This is a genomic window from Polaribacter sp. (assembly GCF_051251875.1).
In the GTDB taxonomy this organism is placed as follows: domain Bacteria; phylum Bacteroidota; class Bacteroidia; order Flavobacteriales; family Flavobacteriaceae; genus Polaribacter.
Genome location: NZ_JBPOGL010000001.1, coordinates 242793 through 259919, shown reverse-complemented (window position 1 = coordinate 259919; position 17127 = coordinate 242793). Strand labels below are relative to the sequence as shown.

The 17127-nt window shown below is 29.8% G+C and carries 19 protein-coding genes; 7 read left to right on the top strand and 12 right to left on the bottom strand.

Annotation, left to right across the window (positions count from 1 at the left end):
* Nucleotides 1-5: 5 nt before the first annotated feature.
* Nucleotides 6-1535, top strand: a complete 1530-nt coding sequence (locus ACSHW5_RS01105) for a PLP-dependent aminotransferase family protein (RefSeq protein ID WP_435674256.1) — start codon at nt 6-8, stop codon at nt 1533-1535.
* 192 nt (nt 1536-1727) lie between these two features.
* Here ACSHW5_RS01105 and ACSHW5_RS01100 read toward each other — a convergent pair whose 3' ends face one another.
* The 7 genes from ACSHW5_RS01100 to ACSHW5_RS01070 all read right to left on the bottom strand — a co-directional run bounded on the left by ACSHW5_RS01100 (nt 1728) and on the right by ACSHW5_RS01070 (nt 7424).
* On the bottom strand, nt 1728-2591 hold the full coding sequence (locus ACSHW5_RS01100) for an RluA family pseudouridine synthase (RefSeq protein ID WP_435674255.1): 864 nt from the start codon (nt 2589-2591) through the stop codon (nt 1728-1730).
* 24 nt (nt 2592-2615) lie between these two features.
* Nucleotides 2616-3356, bottom strand: coding sequence for a hypothetical protein (locus ACSHW5_RS01095; protein ID WP_435674254.1), 741 nt, complete (start codon nt 3354-3356; stop codon nt 2616-2618).
* Between the two features lie 341 nt (nt 3357-3697).
* Nucleotides 3698-5398: a gamma-glutamyltransferase gene (ggt, locus tag ACSHW5_RS01090; protein ID WP_435674253.1), complete on the bottom strand. Its 1701-nt coding sequence runs from the start codon at nt 5396-5398 to the stop codon at nt 3698-3700.
* A gap of 234 nt (nt 5399-5632) precedes the next feature.
* Nucleotides 5633-5797 (bottom strand): Arc family DNA binding domain-containing protein, encoded by a 165-nt coding sequence (locus ACSHW5_RS01085; RefSeq protein ID WP_435674252.1) that lies wholly within the window; start codon nt 5795-5797, stop codon nt 5633-5635.
* A gap of 6 nt (nt 5798-5803) precedes the next feature.
* Nucleotides 5804-6322: a hypothetical protein gene (locus ACSHW5_RS01080; RefSeq protein WP_435674251.1), complete on the bottom strand. Its 519-nt coding sequence runs from the start codon at nt 6320-6322 to the stop codon at nt 5804-5806.
* 2 nt (nt 6323-6324) lie between these two features.
* Entirely contained in the window at nt 6325-6483 is a 159-nt protein-coding gene (locus ACSHW5_RS01075) for a DUF4177 domain-containing protein (protein WP_435674250.1), read from the bottom strand.
* Nucleotides 6484-6563: 80 nt separating this feature from the next.
* Nucleotides 6564-7424, bottom strand: a complete 861-nt coding sequence (locus ACSHW5_RS01070; RefSeq protein WP_435674249.1) for an SPFH domain-containing protein — start codon at nt 7422-7424, stop codon at nt 6564-6566.
* A 125-nt stretch (nt 7425-7549) separates the two neighbouring features.
* On the opposite strand from ACSHW5_RS01070, the gene ACSHW5_RS01065 reads away from it, so the two are divergent.
* From ACSHW5_RS01065 to ACSHW5_RS01050, 4 genes are all read left to right on the top strand, one after another.
* Nucleotides 7550-8332: a S1/P1 nuclease gene (locus ACSHW5_RS01065; protein WP_435674248.1), complete on the top strand. Its 783-nt coding sequence runs from the start codon at nt 7550-7552 to the stop codon at nt 8330-8332.
* Nucleotides 8333-8368: 36 nt separating this feature from the next.
* Nucleotides 8369-8893 (top strand): GNAT family N-acetyltransferase, encoded by a 525-nt coding sequence (locus ACSHW5_RS01060; RefSeq protein WP_435674247.1) that lies wholly within the window; start codon nt 8369-8371, stop codon nt 8891-8893.
* 100 nt (nt 8894-8993) lie between these two features.
* The gene (locus tag ACSHW5_RS01055; protein WP_435674246.1) at nt 8994-9506 is read left to right on the top strand and encodes a TlpA family protein disulfide reductase; all 513 of its coding nucleotides are present in this window, start codon (nt 8994-8996) and stop codon (nt 9504-9506) included.
* 3 nt (nt 9507-9509) lie between these two features.
* On the top strand, nt 9510-10118 hold the full coding sequence (locus ACSHW5_RS01050) for a thioredoxin family protein (RefSeq protein ID WP_435674245.1): 609 nt from the start codon (nt 9510-9512) through the stop codon (nt 10116-10118).
* A gap of 82 nt (nt 10119-10200) precedes the next feature.
* Here ACSHW5_RS01050 and ACSHW5_RS01045 read toward each other — a convergent pair whose 3' ends face one another.
* On the bottom strand, nt 10201-11814 hold the full coding sequence (locus ACSHW5_RS01045; RefSeq protein WP_435674244.1) for an Ig-like domain-containing protein: 1614 nt from the start codon (nt 11812-11814) through the stop codon (nt 10201-10203).
* 151 nt (nt 11815-11965) lie between these two features.
* A complete protein-coding gene (locus tag ACSHW5_RS01040) occupies nt 11966-12652 on the bottom strand; it encodes a ComF family protein (protein WP_435674243.1) in 687 nt (228 codons plus the stop codon).
* A gap of 53 nt (nt 12653-12705) precedes the next feature.
* Between ACSHW5_RS01040 and ACSHW5_RS01035 the strand changes: the two genes are divergently transcribed.
* Entirely contained in the window at nt 12706-13269 is a 564-nt protein-coding gene (locus ACSHW5_RS01035; RefSeq protein ID WP_435674242.1) for a class I SAM-dependent methyltransferase, read from the top strand.
* A gap of 45 nt (nt 13270-13314) precedes the next feature.
* Entirely contained in the window at nt 13315-14856 is a 1542-nt protein-coding gene (locus ACSHW5_RS01030) for a glycine--tRNA ligase (protein ID WP_435674241.1), read from the top strand.
* A 101-nt stretch (nt 14857-14957) separates the two neighbouring features.
* Here the strand turns inward: ACSHW5_RS01030 and ACSHW5_RS01025 are convergent, their stop codons facing one another.
* The 3 genes from ACSHW5_RS01025 to ACSHW5_RS01015 form a co-directional block, all read right to left on the bottom strand.
* Nucleotides 14958-15461 carry a hypothetical protein gene (locus ACSHW5_RS01025; protein WP_435674240.1) on the bottom strand — a complete coding sequence of 168 codons (504 nt, stop codon included), beginning with the start codon at nt 15459-15461 and terminating at the stop codon, nt 14958-14960.
* A 63-nt stretch (nt 15462-15524) separates the two neighbouring features.
* On the bottom strand, nt 15525-16073 hold the full coding sequence (locus tag ACSHW5_RS01020; protein ID WP_435674239.1) for a DUF3575 domain-containing protein: 549 nt from the start codon (nt 16071-16073) through the stop codon (nt 15525-15527).
* A gap of 52 nt (nt 16074-16125) precedes the next feature.
* Nucleotides 16126-17112, bottom strand: coding sequence for an efflux RND transporter periplasmic adaptor subunit (locus ACSHW5_RS01015; protein ID WP_435674238.1), 987 nt, complete (start codon nt 17110-17112; stop codon nt 16126-16128).
* Nucleotides 17113-17127: the final 15 nt, after the last annotated feature.

Below are 17127 nucleotides of genomic sequence, written 5' to 3'. Positions count from 1 at the left end.
TATTTATGGACTCTAATAATAATCCAGATTTAAAATATATAATAGTCCAGTTTATGTTTCCGTATAAAACCAGTTTTCAATTAAAGAGAAAAAGCAAACAAGCTTTGTATTTACAGTTGTCAAATCAATTTATAGTATTGATTAGAGAGAGAAAATTAGTTCCAGAAACTAAATTGCCAGGAAGTAGAACATTGGCAGAGCTTTTAAGTGTTCATAGAAAAACGGTTGTAGCCTGTTATGATGAGTTGTTGTTGCAAGGTTGGTTAGAGGTAATTCCTAAAAAAGGAACATTTATAAATGCAAATTTACCTGAATTACAACAACAAGAATTTCTTAAAAATGATTATAAAAAAACGCTAGATTCAATAGGTTTTCAGTTTTATAAGGATGCATTATTAGAGAGAAAAGCTCTTACAATTGAAAATAGTTTTATGTATTTAAATGACGGTATTTCTGATACAAGATTAACGCCAACAGAAGATTTAGCAAGAACGTACAGAAGAATATGTAGCAAACAACAAATTTATAAAGAGATGTCTTATGGTTCTCTTTTTGGAAATGAAAAACTTAGAAGAACGTTGGCTAATTATTTGAATAAAACACGCGGGTTGCATAGTGCTAAAGAGAATGTTTTAATTACAAGAGGTAGTCAAATGGGAATGTATTTGAGTGCAAAATTACTTTTAAAAAAAGACGATGCTATTGTTGTTGGCAAAACAAATTATGGTGCTGCGGACACTCTTTTTTTACAAAATACCACTTGTTTATTACGTGTTTCTGTAGATGAAAATGGATTAATTACTGATGAAATTGAACAAATTTGTAAAGAAAAACCAATAAAAGCCGTCTATGTAACTTCTCATCATCATCACCCAACAACAGTTACTTTGTCTGCGGAAAGAAGAATTCATTTGTTAAATTTATCAAAGAAATACAAGTTTGCCATTATTGAAGACGATTATGATTATGATTTTAATTATAATCATTCGCCTATTTTACCATTGGCCAGTCATGATACAAACGGAAACGTAATTTATATTGGCTCTGTGTGTAAAACTGTAGCGCCTGTTTTTAGAATTGGTTATATTATTGCGCCAACAGATTTTGTAAATGAAGCCGCAAACCAACGTAGGTTTATAGATAGACAAGGTGATGCATTATTAGAATTAACGTTTGAAGATTTTATAAAATCAGGAGATTTGGATAGACATATTAAAAAAGTAATGAAAGTTTACAAGGCAAGAAGAGATCTGTTTTGTCAACTTTTAAAGCAGCGTTTTTCTGATGTTTTTTCTTTTGATTTTCCAAAAGGAGGAATGGCCGTTTGGGTACGTTTGCATAAAAAATATTCTTGGGAAACTGTTGCGGAAACTGCTAGAAAATATCAATTAGAAATAGGAGAGTGGCAACGTTATGATTTGGCTAAAACAAACCATAATGCAATTAGAATGGGTTTTGCAACCTATAATGAAGAAGAAATTTATGAATTGATGAAGCGACTTTCTAAAACTATGGATGAAGTTAGATTAAATTAATTTAATGTTCTTTAAAATAGAACAACTTTAACTTTTATTCTTATCATGGAGTTTTAATTCCAACGATGTTTACGTTTGTCAGTTTGAGCTTGTCGAAGACTTTTTTGAATAGTATATTTTTATTCTTCAAAAATCACAAAAAGGTATTTTGAATTAAATTGTTTTGGCACCTTTTTGAATAGTAAAATGCTTTTACAAGTTTGGAAAAATCTTTGTAAATTTTTTAGGAAGTTCTTTTGATACAGAAATTTTTTCATTTGTAAACGGGTGTATAAATTCTAAAGTTGCTGCGTGTAAATACAAACCCTTTCCGTTTAGAATTTTGTCTTCTAAAAAATGTTCTTTATCACCTAAAATTGGATTTCCAATGCCTAATAAATGTTTTCTTAGCTGATGCTTTCTACCCGTTTTTGGTTGTAGTTTCACCAAGTTTAAAAATTCAAAACGTTCAGAAGTTACAGTTTTTAAAACCTTATAATCTGTATGTGCTTTTTTTTCATCAACAGTAAAAATGATGTTTCCAAGAGTTTTCATTTTTCCAATAGTAACGGCAAAATATGTTTTCTGAATTGTTTTATCTTTAAATAATTTTCCTAATTCAGTAATTGCAGCACTTGTTTTTCCGATTAATAAAATTCCACTTGTGGGATAATCTAATCTGTGAATTGGCTGTGGTTTAACAGCGTCTGAAAGATTGCTTTTTGTAAGGTTTTGTGTTAGCGCGTTGGCAATTGTAACAAATTTATTACCACTAACTAAAATACCGGCTGGTTTGTAAACAATCGCTAAATAATCATCTTCAAATAATACTTCTAAATTTAATTCTAGCCGTTTAAAAGTTGAAGATTCTTCAGAATAAAAAAGTTCAATTTTTTCTCCTCCAGAAATATATTTAGAAGTTGTTGCTAAAGTTCCATCAATAAAAATAAGCCCTTTTTTAATTGCCTTTTTAATACCAGATTTTGTAGGTATTGTTTTAAAAATTCCTACAGCATATTCTTGAAATCGAATTGGTTTTTCTTGGGTTTTAGCTAAATGAAATCCTACTTTTATCATAATAGTAAAAGTAGGATAATGGGTTTAATTAACTAAGGTTAATCCTGTTTTATCTTTCCAATATTTTTTTAATTCTTTAAAAGTTTTGCCAAATAATTTTTTAGACCAAATTTCTCGGTATTCTTTTTTAGAGCGTGGTAGTTTCCAAGACTCTATAGGTTTGTAGTTTTTATCATTTTTTAAACCAGCACCTCTGTAAAGTCTTTTTACAATAGCTAGCCCTTTCTTTTTAGATACTTTGGTAAGTCTTCCGTCAGAACAACCTAAGGCTCTTGCGGCTTGTTCTCCTACCAAACAGCCTTCATATTCTTCTTCAATGGCGTTGCCTTCAGGATCGTTGTGCCTTGCGTGCACAGCTTCATGTGCTAAACTATTAATTAATTCGCATCTATTTATATAGCAGTTTCCACAAACAATATATTGTTTAGCCCATTCTTGATCTTCTTTAGAAGCAGATTCTTGCTTTTTTTTAATTAACTGAACTGTTCGTTCATCACATCTATATCGGATATAAATTTCTCTAGAATAGGCCCAAATAATTACTCCAGGAATTCCCATTCTAGGCGTTGCAACCCAAGATGCTGGGTCTTTATTTCCTTGTTCTTCAAAAGTCATGTCTCCACAAGCATACGCTTCTAATGTAAAAAGAATTTTACGCGCTTTTCTTGTTCTTTTTCCGGTTAATCCATCAACAAGCATTACCCAAAGCATATTGATGATTTCTTTTACTTCTTTGCAGAAGCATTCGTTATCACATTCACACATAGTTAGTATATTTTTTGGTTATGAGATAAAGTTACAAAAAAAAATTATCATAACCTATTGATAGTTAACTGTTTGTGATTTATTGTAGCTGTGAGTTTAATTGAGCGTTATTTTTTATCGCTTAATATTATAACAGATGGTTGTGTTTGAAAAAGGTTATGAGACTTTAAGATTAAGGTTTAAGGTTTAAGGTTTAAGGTTTCAAGTTCAAAGTTCAAAGTTTAAAGTTGAGATTTCTCAATCGCTTAAAAAAAGCTCATTTCGAAATGACATTTGTTAGATTTTTTCATTTTTGCTAACACCTAACACCTAATACCTAACAACTAACAACTAACAGCAATTTAAAACCCAACAGCTTTATCATCTCCCCTAGGATCTGCGCCGCCTTCTAAGGTGCCATCAGGTAATATTAAAATTCCCTCAACTTTACCAATTACAGGCGCATCTTTTTCATTGATTTGATAACCTACTTGTTTTAGTTCTTCCGTAATTTTTTTATCAAACTTATTGGGTTCCATCATAATAACATCGGGCAACCATTGATGATGAAATCGTGGTTGATTTATGGCTTCTTGCATGCCCATTTTAAACTCGTGAACATTTAAAATAGTTTGTAAAACAGAGGTAATAATAGTAGATCCTCCTGGCGTGCCAACAACCATATACAGTTTGTTATTTTTCTCTACAATGGTGGGTGTCATAGAACTTAACATTCTTTTTTCTGGAACAATTTCATTGGCTTTTGCTCCAATTAAACCAAACATATTTGGTACGCCAGGTTTGCTAGAGAAATCATCCATTTCATTATTTAAAAAGAAGCCTAAATCTGAACAATACAATTTAGAGCCGTAAGCGCCATTTAAAGTAGTGGTTACAGAAACAGCGTTTCCAAATTGATCTACAATAGAGTAATGTGTTGTTTCATCGCTTTCTACCATTTCTATGGTTCCGTGAGCAACATCATTAGAATTGGTAGCTTTTTCAAAAGAAAAATTATCCATTCTTCCGTTAGTGTATTCTTTTGAAATTAAAGTTTCTATTGGAATTTTTACAAAATCCGGATCTCCTAAAAAGAAACTTCTATCTGCATAAGCGCGTCTTTCTGCTTCTGTAATTATTTGAATAGTTTTGGTAGTATTATGTCCATATTTTTCTAAATCAAAAGGTTCAATTCCGTTCATAATTTGTGCTAAACAAATTCCGCCACTAGAAGGTGGAGACATGGAAATAACTCTTAAATCGTCATATTTAAAGGTAATAGGAGTACGCCATTTAGCTTCATATTTTGCCAAATCTTCAAGCGTCATAATTCCACCATTTTCCTGTATAAAATGCACCAAACGCTGGGCAGTTTCACCTTTGTAAAACTCGTCTCTACCATTTTTAGAAATTCTTTCTAGAGTTTCTGCTAAAGCAGGATATTTTATAACATCATTCTCTTTCCAAACACTATCAAGAAGTATTAAAGATGTATTTGCTTTTTTAAATGATGGTTGATAATGTTTAATTCTAGCTTCTTGTTTTTTAGTAACAATTACACCTTTTTTTGCCAATGCTATTACTGGTTGTAAAATTTCCTGAATAGGAAGTGTTCCAAATTTTCTGTGTGCTTCAAATACACCGGCAACAGTTCCAGGAATTCCAACTGCCATAGAACCTAAAGTGCTTTTATCTGGAATTACATTTTCGTCTTCATCTAAAAACATGTTTTTTGAAGACGCTAATGGTGCTTTTTCTCTATAATCTAATGCGCCAATTTCTCCGTTATTTTTACGGTAAACCATAAAGCCACCACCACCAATATTACCCGCGTACGGATATGCAACAGCCAAGGCTAATTCTGTGGCAACCATGGCATCAAAAGCATTACCACCGTTTTTAAGAATTTGTAAACCAATATTAGAAGCTTCTTCTCTTGCTGAAACTACCATTGCTTTTTGGCTAATTTCACCAATAATTGATGCGGTTTTAGGTGTTGTTTTACAATTTGTAAATGATATGGAAATTAAAAAGAGTAGGAGAATGGATTTAAAATTTGTCATTTAGAAATGGAATTATATGTTTATTTAAAAAATAAAGATACATTATTTCAAGGAATGCTAAATGTAAAAAAAGTGCAAAAAATTCTTTAATGTGTAGTGTGTAAAAACAAAATAGGTAGCTTGTTTACGTAGTAATAAAAAAAAAGACTTATTGGTGAAGATTGAAAAAAGAGGTGTTTTTAAATTGGGTAAATTTTAGAACGGCGCTAAAAATATTAGTTAAAATGTATGTTTTTATTCTTCGTTTTTTTTAGGTGCTCTTTTTGCATCTTTTAACGTTTGCATCAGCATCCATTCTATTTGTCCGTTTGTAGAACGAAATTCATCTGAAGCCCACTTTTCAATAGCTTTTATCATATCTTCATTTATGCGCAATGCAAATGCTTTTTTTTTAGCCATAAACAATTATTTGTTTTCTAAAATGGGTTTTAGATTCTCTTTATAAACTTGTAGCACTCTTTTTGCTTCTTCCTTTTTAAGAGTGCCAATTAATAATTTTTTTCCGTTTGTCAATTTTAGCTGAATGCCAATATCACCAGATATATTGATTGCTTCTCCTTTAGATTTGTTCCAAAAAGCACCACCTTTTAGTCCCCAACCACCATATTCTCCAATAGGATCATAGCTTCTTACTTTTGCGGAGCTTATTTCATTCCAAGGAATAAGTTTTAATGAAAAATGAAAAGGAAAAAACTGATAATGAATTCCCTTTTCATCAATTCTTGTTGTTAATTTTATGATGAAAATAAAAAGAATAGATGCTAGTATGAGGGTTAATGTTAGTATCAATTTATTAGTAGACATTTTAGAGTTTTCTTCTAAATATTCTTTAACTATAATTGATACAGGTATAACAAGACTAATCACTAATAGTATAATGAGCCAAGTTTGTGTAAACCGTTGTTCTTCTTTAAAAACTTTCATTATTACCTGTTTTTATCTCTTTCAAAAATAATTCTAGAAGTTTGCTCTGCAATATCTTTTAAAACCCAACCTTCTCTAGCGTATTGATTTAGTGTGTCTTCTAGTCTTTGGTTGTTTTTAGACAGCCCCATTTTCCAATTTATAACCTTATATTCTTTCATTCTTTTTTTAATTTTATACTGCTACTAAGTTACTGTTACTGCTACTGCTCCTGAGCTCCTGTTACTATAGTTTACTGAAATCAATGACTCAAAGTACCTGTATTTACCACGGGTGAAGCTTCTTTGTCTCCACATAAAATAACCAATAAATTACTCACCATTGCAGCTTTTCTTTCTTCGTCTAGTTCAACAATATTCTTTTTACTTAATTGTTCTAAAGCCATTTCTACCATTTCTACTGCTCCTTGTACAATTTTATGTCTTGCTGCTACAATAGCTGTTGCTTGTTGTCTTTTTAACATGGCACTTGCAATTTCTTGTGCGTATGCCAAATATCCTATTCTTGCTTCTAAAACTTCAATTCCGGCAATAGATAAACGCTCTTCTAACTCTTTTTCTAAAGCTTCAGAAACTTCATTTACACTAGATCTTAAGGTAATATCTTCATCAGAACCTTCATCAGCAAAATTATCATACGGATACATACTTGCTAATTTACGTACAGCGGCATCAGTTTGCACTCGCACAAAGTTTTCATAATTATCTACATCAAAAGCAGCTTTGTAGGTGTTTGTAACGCGCCATACTAAAATGGTAGAAATCATAACAGGATTTCCTAGTTTGTCATTTACTTTTAAGCGTTCGCTATCAAAATTACTCGCTCTTAAGGAAATAGCCTTTTTTCTAAACAACGGATTAGCCCAATACAAACCATTTTCTTTAATAGTACCAACATATTTACCAAATAATAAAACAACTTTTGATGTATTTGGATTTACCAAAATAAACCCGAAAAAACCTATAAAACCAATAATTGATAATAAAATAAAAATTGGGTTTTCTTGTAGAATTGAAAATACAATGCCTCCAAAAAACAGGAATAGTACTATGGCTAACATAAGGTAGCCATTTGCCGGTTTAATAATTTTTTCTGATTTCATATAAGTGTGTTTTAAAATGATATTAAAATGATATCACAAAGATATATAATTTTTTAAGGATTTAACAAATTTTTTGAGTTTTATTTTTATAAATTAGCAAAAAAATAATAAATAGTATTTAACCGATGAAAATAAAATTATTATTCCTCATTTCTTTCTTTTTTATTTCGAATTCATATACAGAAACTGCATTTTTTTGGGGACAAAACGGACATAGAGCAACGGGTAAGATTGCAGAAAATCATCTTACTAAAAGAGCAAAAAGAAAAATTGATAAATTGTTAAAAGGACAAAGTTTGGCTTTTGTATCTACCTATGCTGATGAGATAAAATCTGATAAAATATACAATGATTTCTATTCTTGGCATTATGTAAATATGAATTTGGATGAAAACTATGCAGAAGCAGAAAAGAATCCTAAAGGAGATTTAGTTACCGGAATAAATAAGTGCATAGCTGTTTTAAAAAGCAAAGAAAGTAAAGAGGAAGATCGAGTGTTTTATTTAAAAATATTGGTACACTTAATAGGAGATTTGCATCAACCTTTGCACATTGGGCAACGAGAAGATAAAGGTGCTAACACTATACAGGTACAATGGTTTGGGCAAGGAACAAATTTACACACTGTTTGGGATACAAAGATGATAGAAGAGTGGAATATGAGTTATTTAGAATTGGCAGATAATGCTAAACCTTTGTCTAAAAAACAAATAGAAGCTATAAAAGAAGGAACCATAATTGATTGGGTAAACGAAGTTCATGAAGTTACAAAAGAGGTGTACAATTCTGTAAAAGTAGGAGAAAATTTACGTTATAAATATTCCTATGATCATTTCGGAACGGTAAGAAATCAACTGCAAAAAGGTGGTATTAGATTGGCAAAGGTTTTGAATGATATTTTTGATTAATTTTAACATTCTAAGTCTAATAAGTGAGTTCAGAAAATGAAATATTTACTCCTTGGTGAAGAAACTGAAAGGTTAAAATTTAGACTTCTAAAACCAGAAGACTTTACTTCTTGGGTAGCTTTATTTAAGGCAGATAATGTTGCTAAATATTTAGATTTGAACCCAAAATTATCAGCAAATGAGTTGTGTAAATTTTGGTTTGACAAAGCTTTTCATAGGTATGAAAATGATTTGGGCGGAATGAATGTTCTTATTGATAAAAAAACAAATAGTCTTGTAGGGCAATGCGGCCTATTGGTACAAACTATAGAAAATGTGCAGAGATTAGAAGTAGGTTATTCTATACTTCCAGAATTTTGGAATCAAGGTTTTGCCTCTGAAGCAGCTTTAAAATGCAAGAATTTTGGTTTTGAGAATAACTTTTCTACTTCCTTAATGTCTATGGTACATGTTAATAATGTAGGTTCGGAAAAAGTAGCTTTGAAAAATGGGATGACTTTTGAGAAAAAAATTAAAAATTTCAATATTTTTAGCATAGACAAAAAGAACTGGAAGTTATAAACTTTTTATTGGCCACAAAATTGTATTTGAAATAGCAATGACTACGTTAATATTTCGTTAATAAAGAAAACTGTTATTTTAAATTATGTATTTTTATAATATGATAAAAAAGATAGTTTTTGGGGCAGTTATTTTTTGTGTGTTCTTGGCGTGCAAAAAAGATGAAGCTACATCAAATTTTACAAAAGTAACTTCAGTAAAATCTTATACGTATAAGGAACTAAAGCCACTTTTAGAACAAAAAAATGATATTACCTATATTGTAAACTTTTGGGCTACTTGGTGCGCACCGTGCGTAAAAGAATTACCCGCTTTTGAAAAAATTTCTAAGAACTACAAAGATAAAAAGGTAGAAGTTTTGTTGGTAAGTTTAGATTTTCCGAAACAAATAGAAAAAAAATTAATTCCATTTATCAATACTAAAAAACTGCAATCAAAAGTTGTAGTTTTAGATGATGTTCATGAAGATTTTTGGATAAAAGATATAGATAGTACTTGGTCTGGAGCAATTCCTGTAACCATTATTTACAATGCCAAAAAGAGAACTTTTTACGATAAATCTTTTGATTATGAAACTTTAGAAAGTGAACTAAAAACCTATTTAAAATTATAAATTATGAAAACTATAAAATTAATTTTAGTACTTAGTATTGTTGTAATTGCGGTTGCTTTTACATCTAAATCTGTTAGTGAAGGGTATAAAATAGGCGATACTATTGAAAATTTTACGCTTAAAAATATAGATGATGAAATAATTTCTTTAGAAGATTATGAAGATGTAAAGGGATATATAATTATTTTTACCTGTAATACTTGTCCGTATTCTGTGGCAAATGAAGATAGAATTATTGCGTTAAATTCTAAATATGAAAATCAAGGTTTTCCGGTTATTGCCATAAATCCTAATGATCCAAAAGCATCTAAAGGAGATGGTTTTTCAGAGATGAAAGTGCGTGCAGAAGAGAAAGGATTTAATTTTCCATATTTGTTAGATGAAGGTCAGGAAGTGTACCCAAAATTTGGAGCAACTAAAACTCCGCATGTTTATATTATAAGCAAAAACACCATGCAAGTTGAGTATATTGGTGCTATTGATAACAGTTCTAGAGATGAAGATGCCGTAACAGAAAAATATGTAGAAAATGCTGTGGATGCTTTATTGGCAGGACAAAAACCAGCAAAAACTGAAACAAGAGCCATTGGTTGCTCTATAAAAGTGATGTAAATTATTTCTTGGGATTAAAAAAAAAGCTGAACTAAAAATAATCATTTTTAATTCAGCTTTTTTTTTGATAGGAGTAGAAAAATTATTCACTTACAGTAAAAGTGTTTTCTATATAATAATTTGCCCTAACTTTTAATTCTTCGGAATAGTAAATTATTTTTTCAGGTTGCAGTTTTTGTAAATAGTTTCCTGTGTCCCATTTGTTATTTTTATTATCATCAATAATAGCTCTTACAAAATAAGTTTTTGGTTCTAAAAGATCAAAGACTAGCGTTTCTGAATTTGTAATAAATCTTTTTTCTACTAATTTATCTTTATTCTTTCCCTCTAATAACTCTATGATTAAGTTTTTAGATTCTGGATTGTTCACTTTTAAAGTTAGTTTTCCATAATCTTCTAATTCCATGGTTCTAAAACTATATTTTAAGCTATCGTTTTTAAAGTCATAAATATCAGACAATGCTTCTGGCAATATATTTATGGTATAATTCTCTTTTTGTTTTTTATCAAATAGAATTGCAACAGCATTTACCTTAGAAGAAATATAACTAGAAAAAGAAACAGCCAATGTATCTTTATCAATAATAGAAATTTTGCTAGTATCAATTTTTACAATGGGGTTGTTCGCTTTTAAATATAAAGTATCTCTTAAATGAAACGTACCGCTTATTGAAGAACTTACCTTTAAAGAATCTATTTTCTTTTTTCGAAGCCTTACCGTTACTGTATCTAAAAAATGTGTGTTAGACACAACAAAGTTTAAAGAATCTGCATCAATAGGTGTGTGCCAATAGTTTAAAGTATCTTTATCTTTTTCAAATTTAGAAATACTTTTAAAATCTTTAGGAACATCTGATAAAACCCTAACTTTTAAATCTGTTTGTTCACCTTCATAACCGAATAGAATTTTTCCTTTAGAAGCTTCATTTCCTCTTTTAAACTTGTAAGGTTGAATTTCTTTAAAGAGTGCAATATTTTCTTTTACAATACTATCTTTGGGTAAATACAAGGTATCTGTATAGAAACCAATTTCATCATTTTTAGGATCAAAAATATAATCGTTAGAAGTTTCTTTTAGCGCTGCTAATAAATACTTTCCTTTTTTCATATTAGAAAAATTAAAGATGGTAGTATCTTGTGTGTTTGTAATATAATTGGGTTTCTTTTTAAAAATGATAGAGTCTGTAAAAGTACTGTCTATTCTATACAAAACAACGTTAATGTTTTTAGGTAATTCAGCCGATTTTGCATTTTTTACACTACCTGAAGCCTTTAAAGAATCTATATAGCTACCTGTTGAAAAAACATATTTAAAGCCTTCTAAAGTGTTGCTTTCATTATTGTCTTCTATGGCATTTCCAAAATTAAAAATATAGGTAGTGTTTTTAGCCAACGTATCTACTATTTTTAATTTTAAGTACTTAGTAGAGGTGCCTTGTGGTGAAATTATTAGAGGTGTTTTTAACGGAGGAGAAACCACTAATTGTTTTTGCAAATCTTTTAGTTTGATATATTCATCAAACGATAACTTTATTTCTTTTTTCTTGAAATTAGTTGTTTCATAAGGTGGATTTGAAGTTACAAGCAACGGTGCATCTTCATCTTTTGGTCCACCATCTGGACTACCAGTTCTTGCACAATTAGTACTACATACTATTAAAAGAATAAAAAAAAGAAATCTATAAGTTAATTTCAAGAAGCGTAAGTTTTTTACAAATTAACAATTTATTAGTGAAACTCTAATTTAAAAAAATCACAAAGTGATATTTTTATAATTGTTATCCATAGTAATGTGCATTTTTTTAGCAGATTTTAGATTTACAGTACTCATTTTCATGCTAAAATACTTATTCTGTATACGCCATGGTTAAAATACTAATGGTAACCTTTTTTCCTTTTAGCAATTCTTTTGCGCAAGCTTCTAAAGTAGCGCCTGTTGTAATAACATCATCAATTATTAAAATATGTTTGTTGTTTAATTTTGTATAATCGGTTACTAAAAACTTTGTGTCTAGGTTCTTAAAACGTTCAAATCTGGCTTTTAAGGTTTGTGTTTTTGTTGATGAAGCTCTAATTAATTGTTGCTCTATAAATGGAATTTTTAAATAATTAGACAACGTTGCGCCAAATTTAGAAACTTGATTGTATCCTCTTGCTCTTCGTTTTTTTGGATGTAACGGAACAGGTACAATACAATCAACCTTAGAAAATTCCTTATTTTCTATCAAAAGTTGCCCCAACCAATTGCCAAAGAATACACCTATTTCTTGGTTTCCTTTGTATTTAAGTTCATGAATAAGTTTTTTTGTAATCCCTTTTTTTCTGAATAGAAGTAATGCAAAACCCTTTTCTACAGGAATTCTTCCAAAAAAAGTTTGGGTAATTTTATTGTTCTTATAATCAGTAAAATTGGTCAAAGGCAAATCATGTCTGCAAAAAGTACATAAAACCATTTCATTATAAACCAATTGATTTTCGCAATTTGCACATAATTTAGGATAAAAAATACTGAAAAAGTCTTTTAAAAATTGCATCTTTACTCACATTTTTTTTAGAAAGATAAAGAATAATAATTACAATATAACTATTGACTAGCAGAATAAAATTTTTCAAGGAAGCCATTAAAAACCTAAAAACATCGGGCACAGTTACACCTAGCTCTCGTTTTTTAGCAAATAGAATGTTAAAAAATATAAACTTTGCTACCGTAGAAGTTATCATAGAATTAGGTCCCGGAACCGGTGCAATTACTAAATATATTTTAGAACAATTACCACCTAATGCCACTTTAATTTGTTTTGAAATTAATGATAGTTTTTACCATCAGTTACTACAAATAAATAATCCGCAATTGGTTGTTATTAAGGCTTCTGCAGAAAGAATGATAGAAGAATTAAATAAATTGGGTATTTACAATACCAAGCATATTATTTCTAGTTTACCATTTACCATGTTACCAGATATTGTTGCAAAAAATATACTTGATGTTTCGTATAAATTTTTAGAAAATGAAGGAACTTTTACTCAATATCAATATAGTTTAACATATTATAAAAAATTGAAATCAGTATTTAAAGAATCTATTTCTTTAGAATTTGAGCCATTAAACTTCCCTCCAGCATTTGTTTATAGTTGTAAAAAAGTCGTTTAAATTTTTCTTTTAAAATTTCTATAAACGTGTATCTTTGCGCTCATTATGGCAAAACAAGAAGATCAATTTAAAAAAGTACTTTCCCACGCAAAAGAATACGGTTATGTATTTCAATCTAGTGAAATATATGACGGATTAAGTGCTGTGTACGATTACGCTCAAAATGGCGTAGAATTAAAGAAAAATATAAGAGATTATTGGTGGAAAGCAATGGTGCAAATGCACGAAAACATTGTTGGTATAGATGCTGCAATTTTAATGCATCCAACAACATGGAAAGCTTCTGGGCATGTAGATGCGTTTAATGACCCTTTAATTGATAACAAAGATTCTAAAAAAAGATATCGTGCAGATGTTTTAATAGAAGATTATTGTGCTAAAATTGAAGGAAAAATTAATAAAGAAGTTGCCAAAGCTGCAAAACGTTTTGGAGATGCTTTTAATAAAGAAGAATTTCTTTCTACAAACGGCAGAGTTGTTGGTTATCAAGAAAAAATAAATTCCATTTTGGCAAGAATGGGTAAATCTTTAGAAAATGAAGATTTGGCAGATGTTAAATTGCTAATTGAAGAATTAGAAATTGCAGATCCGTTAACAGGTTCTAGAAACTGGACAGACGTAAAGCAATTTAATTTAATGTTTGGTACGCAAATAGGGGCTTCTGAAGAGAGTTCTACAAAAGTATATTTACGTCCGGAAACGGCCCAAGGTATTTTTGTAAACTTTTTAAATGTGCAAAAAACAGGACGTATGAAAATACCTTTTGGAATTGCACAAACAGGTAAAGCCTTTAGAAATGAGATTGTTGCAAGACAGTTTATTTTTAGAATGCGTGAATTTGAGCAAATGGAAATGCAATTTTTTGTAAAACCAGGAACTCAAAAAGAATGGTATGAACAATGGAAAGAAACCCGTTTAAAATGGCATTTATCGTTAGGAATGGGCGCAGATAATTATCGTTTTCACGATCATGATAAATTAGCACATTATGCAGATGCTGCAGCAGATATTGAGTTTAATTTTCCGTTTGGTTTTAAAGAATTAGAAGGAATTCATTCTAGAACAGATTTTGATTTAAAAGCCCACGAAAAGTTCTCTGGGAAGAAATTACAATATTTTGATCACGAAGAAAATAAAAGTTATACACCTTATGTTGTAGAAACTTCTATAGGTTTAGATAGAATGTTTTTAGCAGTTTTTTCTAATTCATTACAAGAAGAAGCTTTAGAAAACGGAACGTCTAGAACTGTATTAAAATTACCATCAGTTTTAGCACCATTTAAAGCAGCTATTTTACCCTTGGTTAAGAAAGATGGTTTGCCAGAAGTTGCCCGTGAAATTATGGACGATTTAAAATGGGATTTCAACGTTTTTTATGACGAAAAAGATGCCGTTGGTAAACGTTATAGAAGACAAGATGCCGCAGGAACGCCATTTTGTATTACGGTAGATCATGCTACTTTAGAAGATAAAACAGTAACCATAAGACATAGAGATTCTATGGAACAAGAACGTGTTGCTATTTCTGATTTAAAAGAAATTATCAAAGCAGCTGTTGATGTTAAAACTTGGTTACAAAAGATGTAAAAAATATTTTTGCATTATTAGTACATAAAAAAATCCGTTTGAAAATATTTTCAAACGGATTTTTTTTTAAACCTTAAACCTTAAACTTTAAACTTTAAACCTTAAAACCTCCATCCAACATTTAAGCCAATTCTGGGTACAAGGTTTGGAGAATCTGTGCCAAAGAAATTTCTACCCAAACCAGCAAAAATATCAAGAACAAAACCTTCTCTAGAAATATATTTTGTACCCACAACAACACCTAAGGCAGTATCTGTATATTTTTCATAAATAATATTGCTTCCACTTGAATTTGCGTCTATATATTTTCCGGAATTTATCCCAATAAAAGCTTCACCAAAAAGATTCCATTTATGATTGTTGGAAAAATAATGACGAAAATAAGGAGTAATCATTAGGTCTTCATTGAATCTTAAATCTTCTGTTCTCTTGGCAAAATTAACCAGTAAAGACAACCCTAATGATGATTCATTATTAATATAGTTTTCATAAGACAACCCTAAACTTCTAAAAATTAAAGCGTCTGCCAGATCTAACTTAGCTTCTTGCTGAGCATAACTTAAAGTGCTCAATAGTAATGTAAATAACAATAATAACTTTTTCATAGTTTATAAATTTAGGATATTTTAACTAAAATATACTACAAACATACTAAATTAAACCTACAATTAGAATCTGTAACCTAAAGAAATTCCTCCTCTACCAACAGCTTCTATAGAATTATCGTCTCCTCCTAAATTTCTTCCTAAACCTAAATATATTTCTGTTGTAAACCCTCTTTTAGATATAAATTTACCACCTACAGAAATTCCAACGGCAAATTCTGTTTTATCTTCTGAAATATTTACAGTATTATTTCCGTCATAAAAATAATTATCGTCTTCATAGGTGTGTAACATTCCAAAGCCTTCAATAAAAAAACCTCTTGCAAATTTGCTAGAAAAATACCTTCTATAAAAGGGCGTTAAAGAGAATTTTCTGTAATTATCTAAATCATTATCATTATTAAAACCAATTAAAGCACCTATTCCGTATGAAGATTCTTCATTAATTAAATACTCGTAAGAAACATCTAACCATTCAAAAGCTAATAAACCAAAGGCATTCATTTTTACTTCGTGCTTTTTGTTAATGTCTTGTGGATATGTTTTTTCTTTTTCTTGTGCAATTGAAATTACAGTAAAAAATAATAGCGCTAATAAGGTTGCTTTTTTCATGTTGTTTTTTTGAGTACAAACATAACAAACTATTTGTTTTCTTAGCACAGATTTACTCTTCATTTACCAACATATAATTCCCTTTTGTAAGAATTTTTTTATCCTGTAAAGATGTATGGTTCATTATGGCTGCATAGTCTTCGTTTTCTAAACCTGTATTTACATATACTTTGTCAAAAATATACGTGTTGTTTATTTCTTTATGGAAAGCTAAGACCATAAATTTATCTGCATTTTTAGAAAGTGCAGTTTTTGGAAGTGCCATTTCTTTTTTTGATTCGGTAATAATTTCAGCTTCCACAAACATGCCTGAAATAAAATTGGTATTTGCTTCATCTTTAATATGTCCATGTACTTTTATGGTTCTGTTTTTTTCGATGGATGTACCTACCAAATGAACTTCTGCTTCATAAACTTTATCAGATGTTTCTGGAATTTTAAATGTTATTTTTTGACCTTTTTTAATATTTAAAATATCTTTTTCAAAAACATTTAATTCTAAATGTATATGATCTGTATTTATAATTTCTAACAATTCACTTGCAGAAGAAACATAGGAGCCATTGTTAATATTTACTTTTGTTACATACCCGTTAATTGGGGCATATAAATTAATGGTAGATGTTAATTTTCCCTGTTCTACTGCAGCAGGACTTATGTGTATCATTTGTAGTTTTTGACGTAATCCTTTATAAGTTGCCAAACTACTTAAATAAGTGCTTTCTGCTTTTAAATAATTTTTTTGTGAGGTTATTTTTTCTTCAAATAAACTTTTTTGTCGGTTGTATTCATTTTTTAAAAAATTAAGTTGCGCAGAAACTTCTAAATAATGTTGCTGAATGTCTACAAATTCCGTGTTTTTTAAACTGGCTACTAACTGGCTTTTTTTTACTTTATCACCTACTAAAAGTGGTATATTGGTAATGTAACCACCCATAAAAGTACTCACGCTAAATTTATTTTCTGGCGGTACATCTATCATGCCATTTACTTTTATAACAGTATTAAAAGATTGAGTTGTTAGTTGTCCAAGTTGCATTTTTTCGCTTTCAAA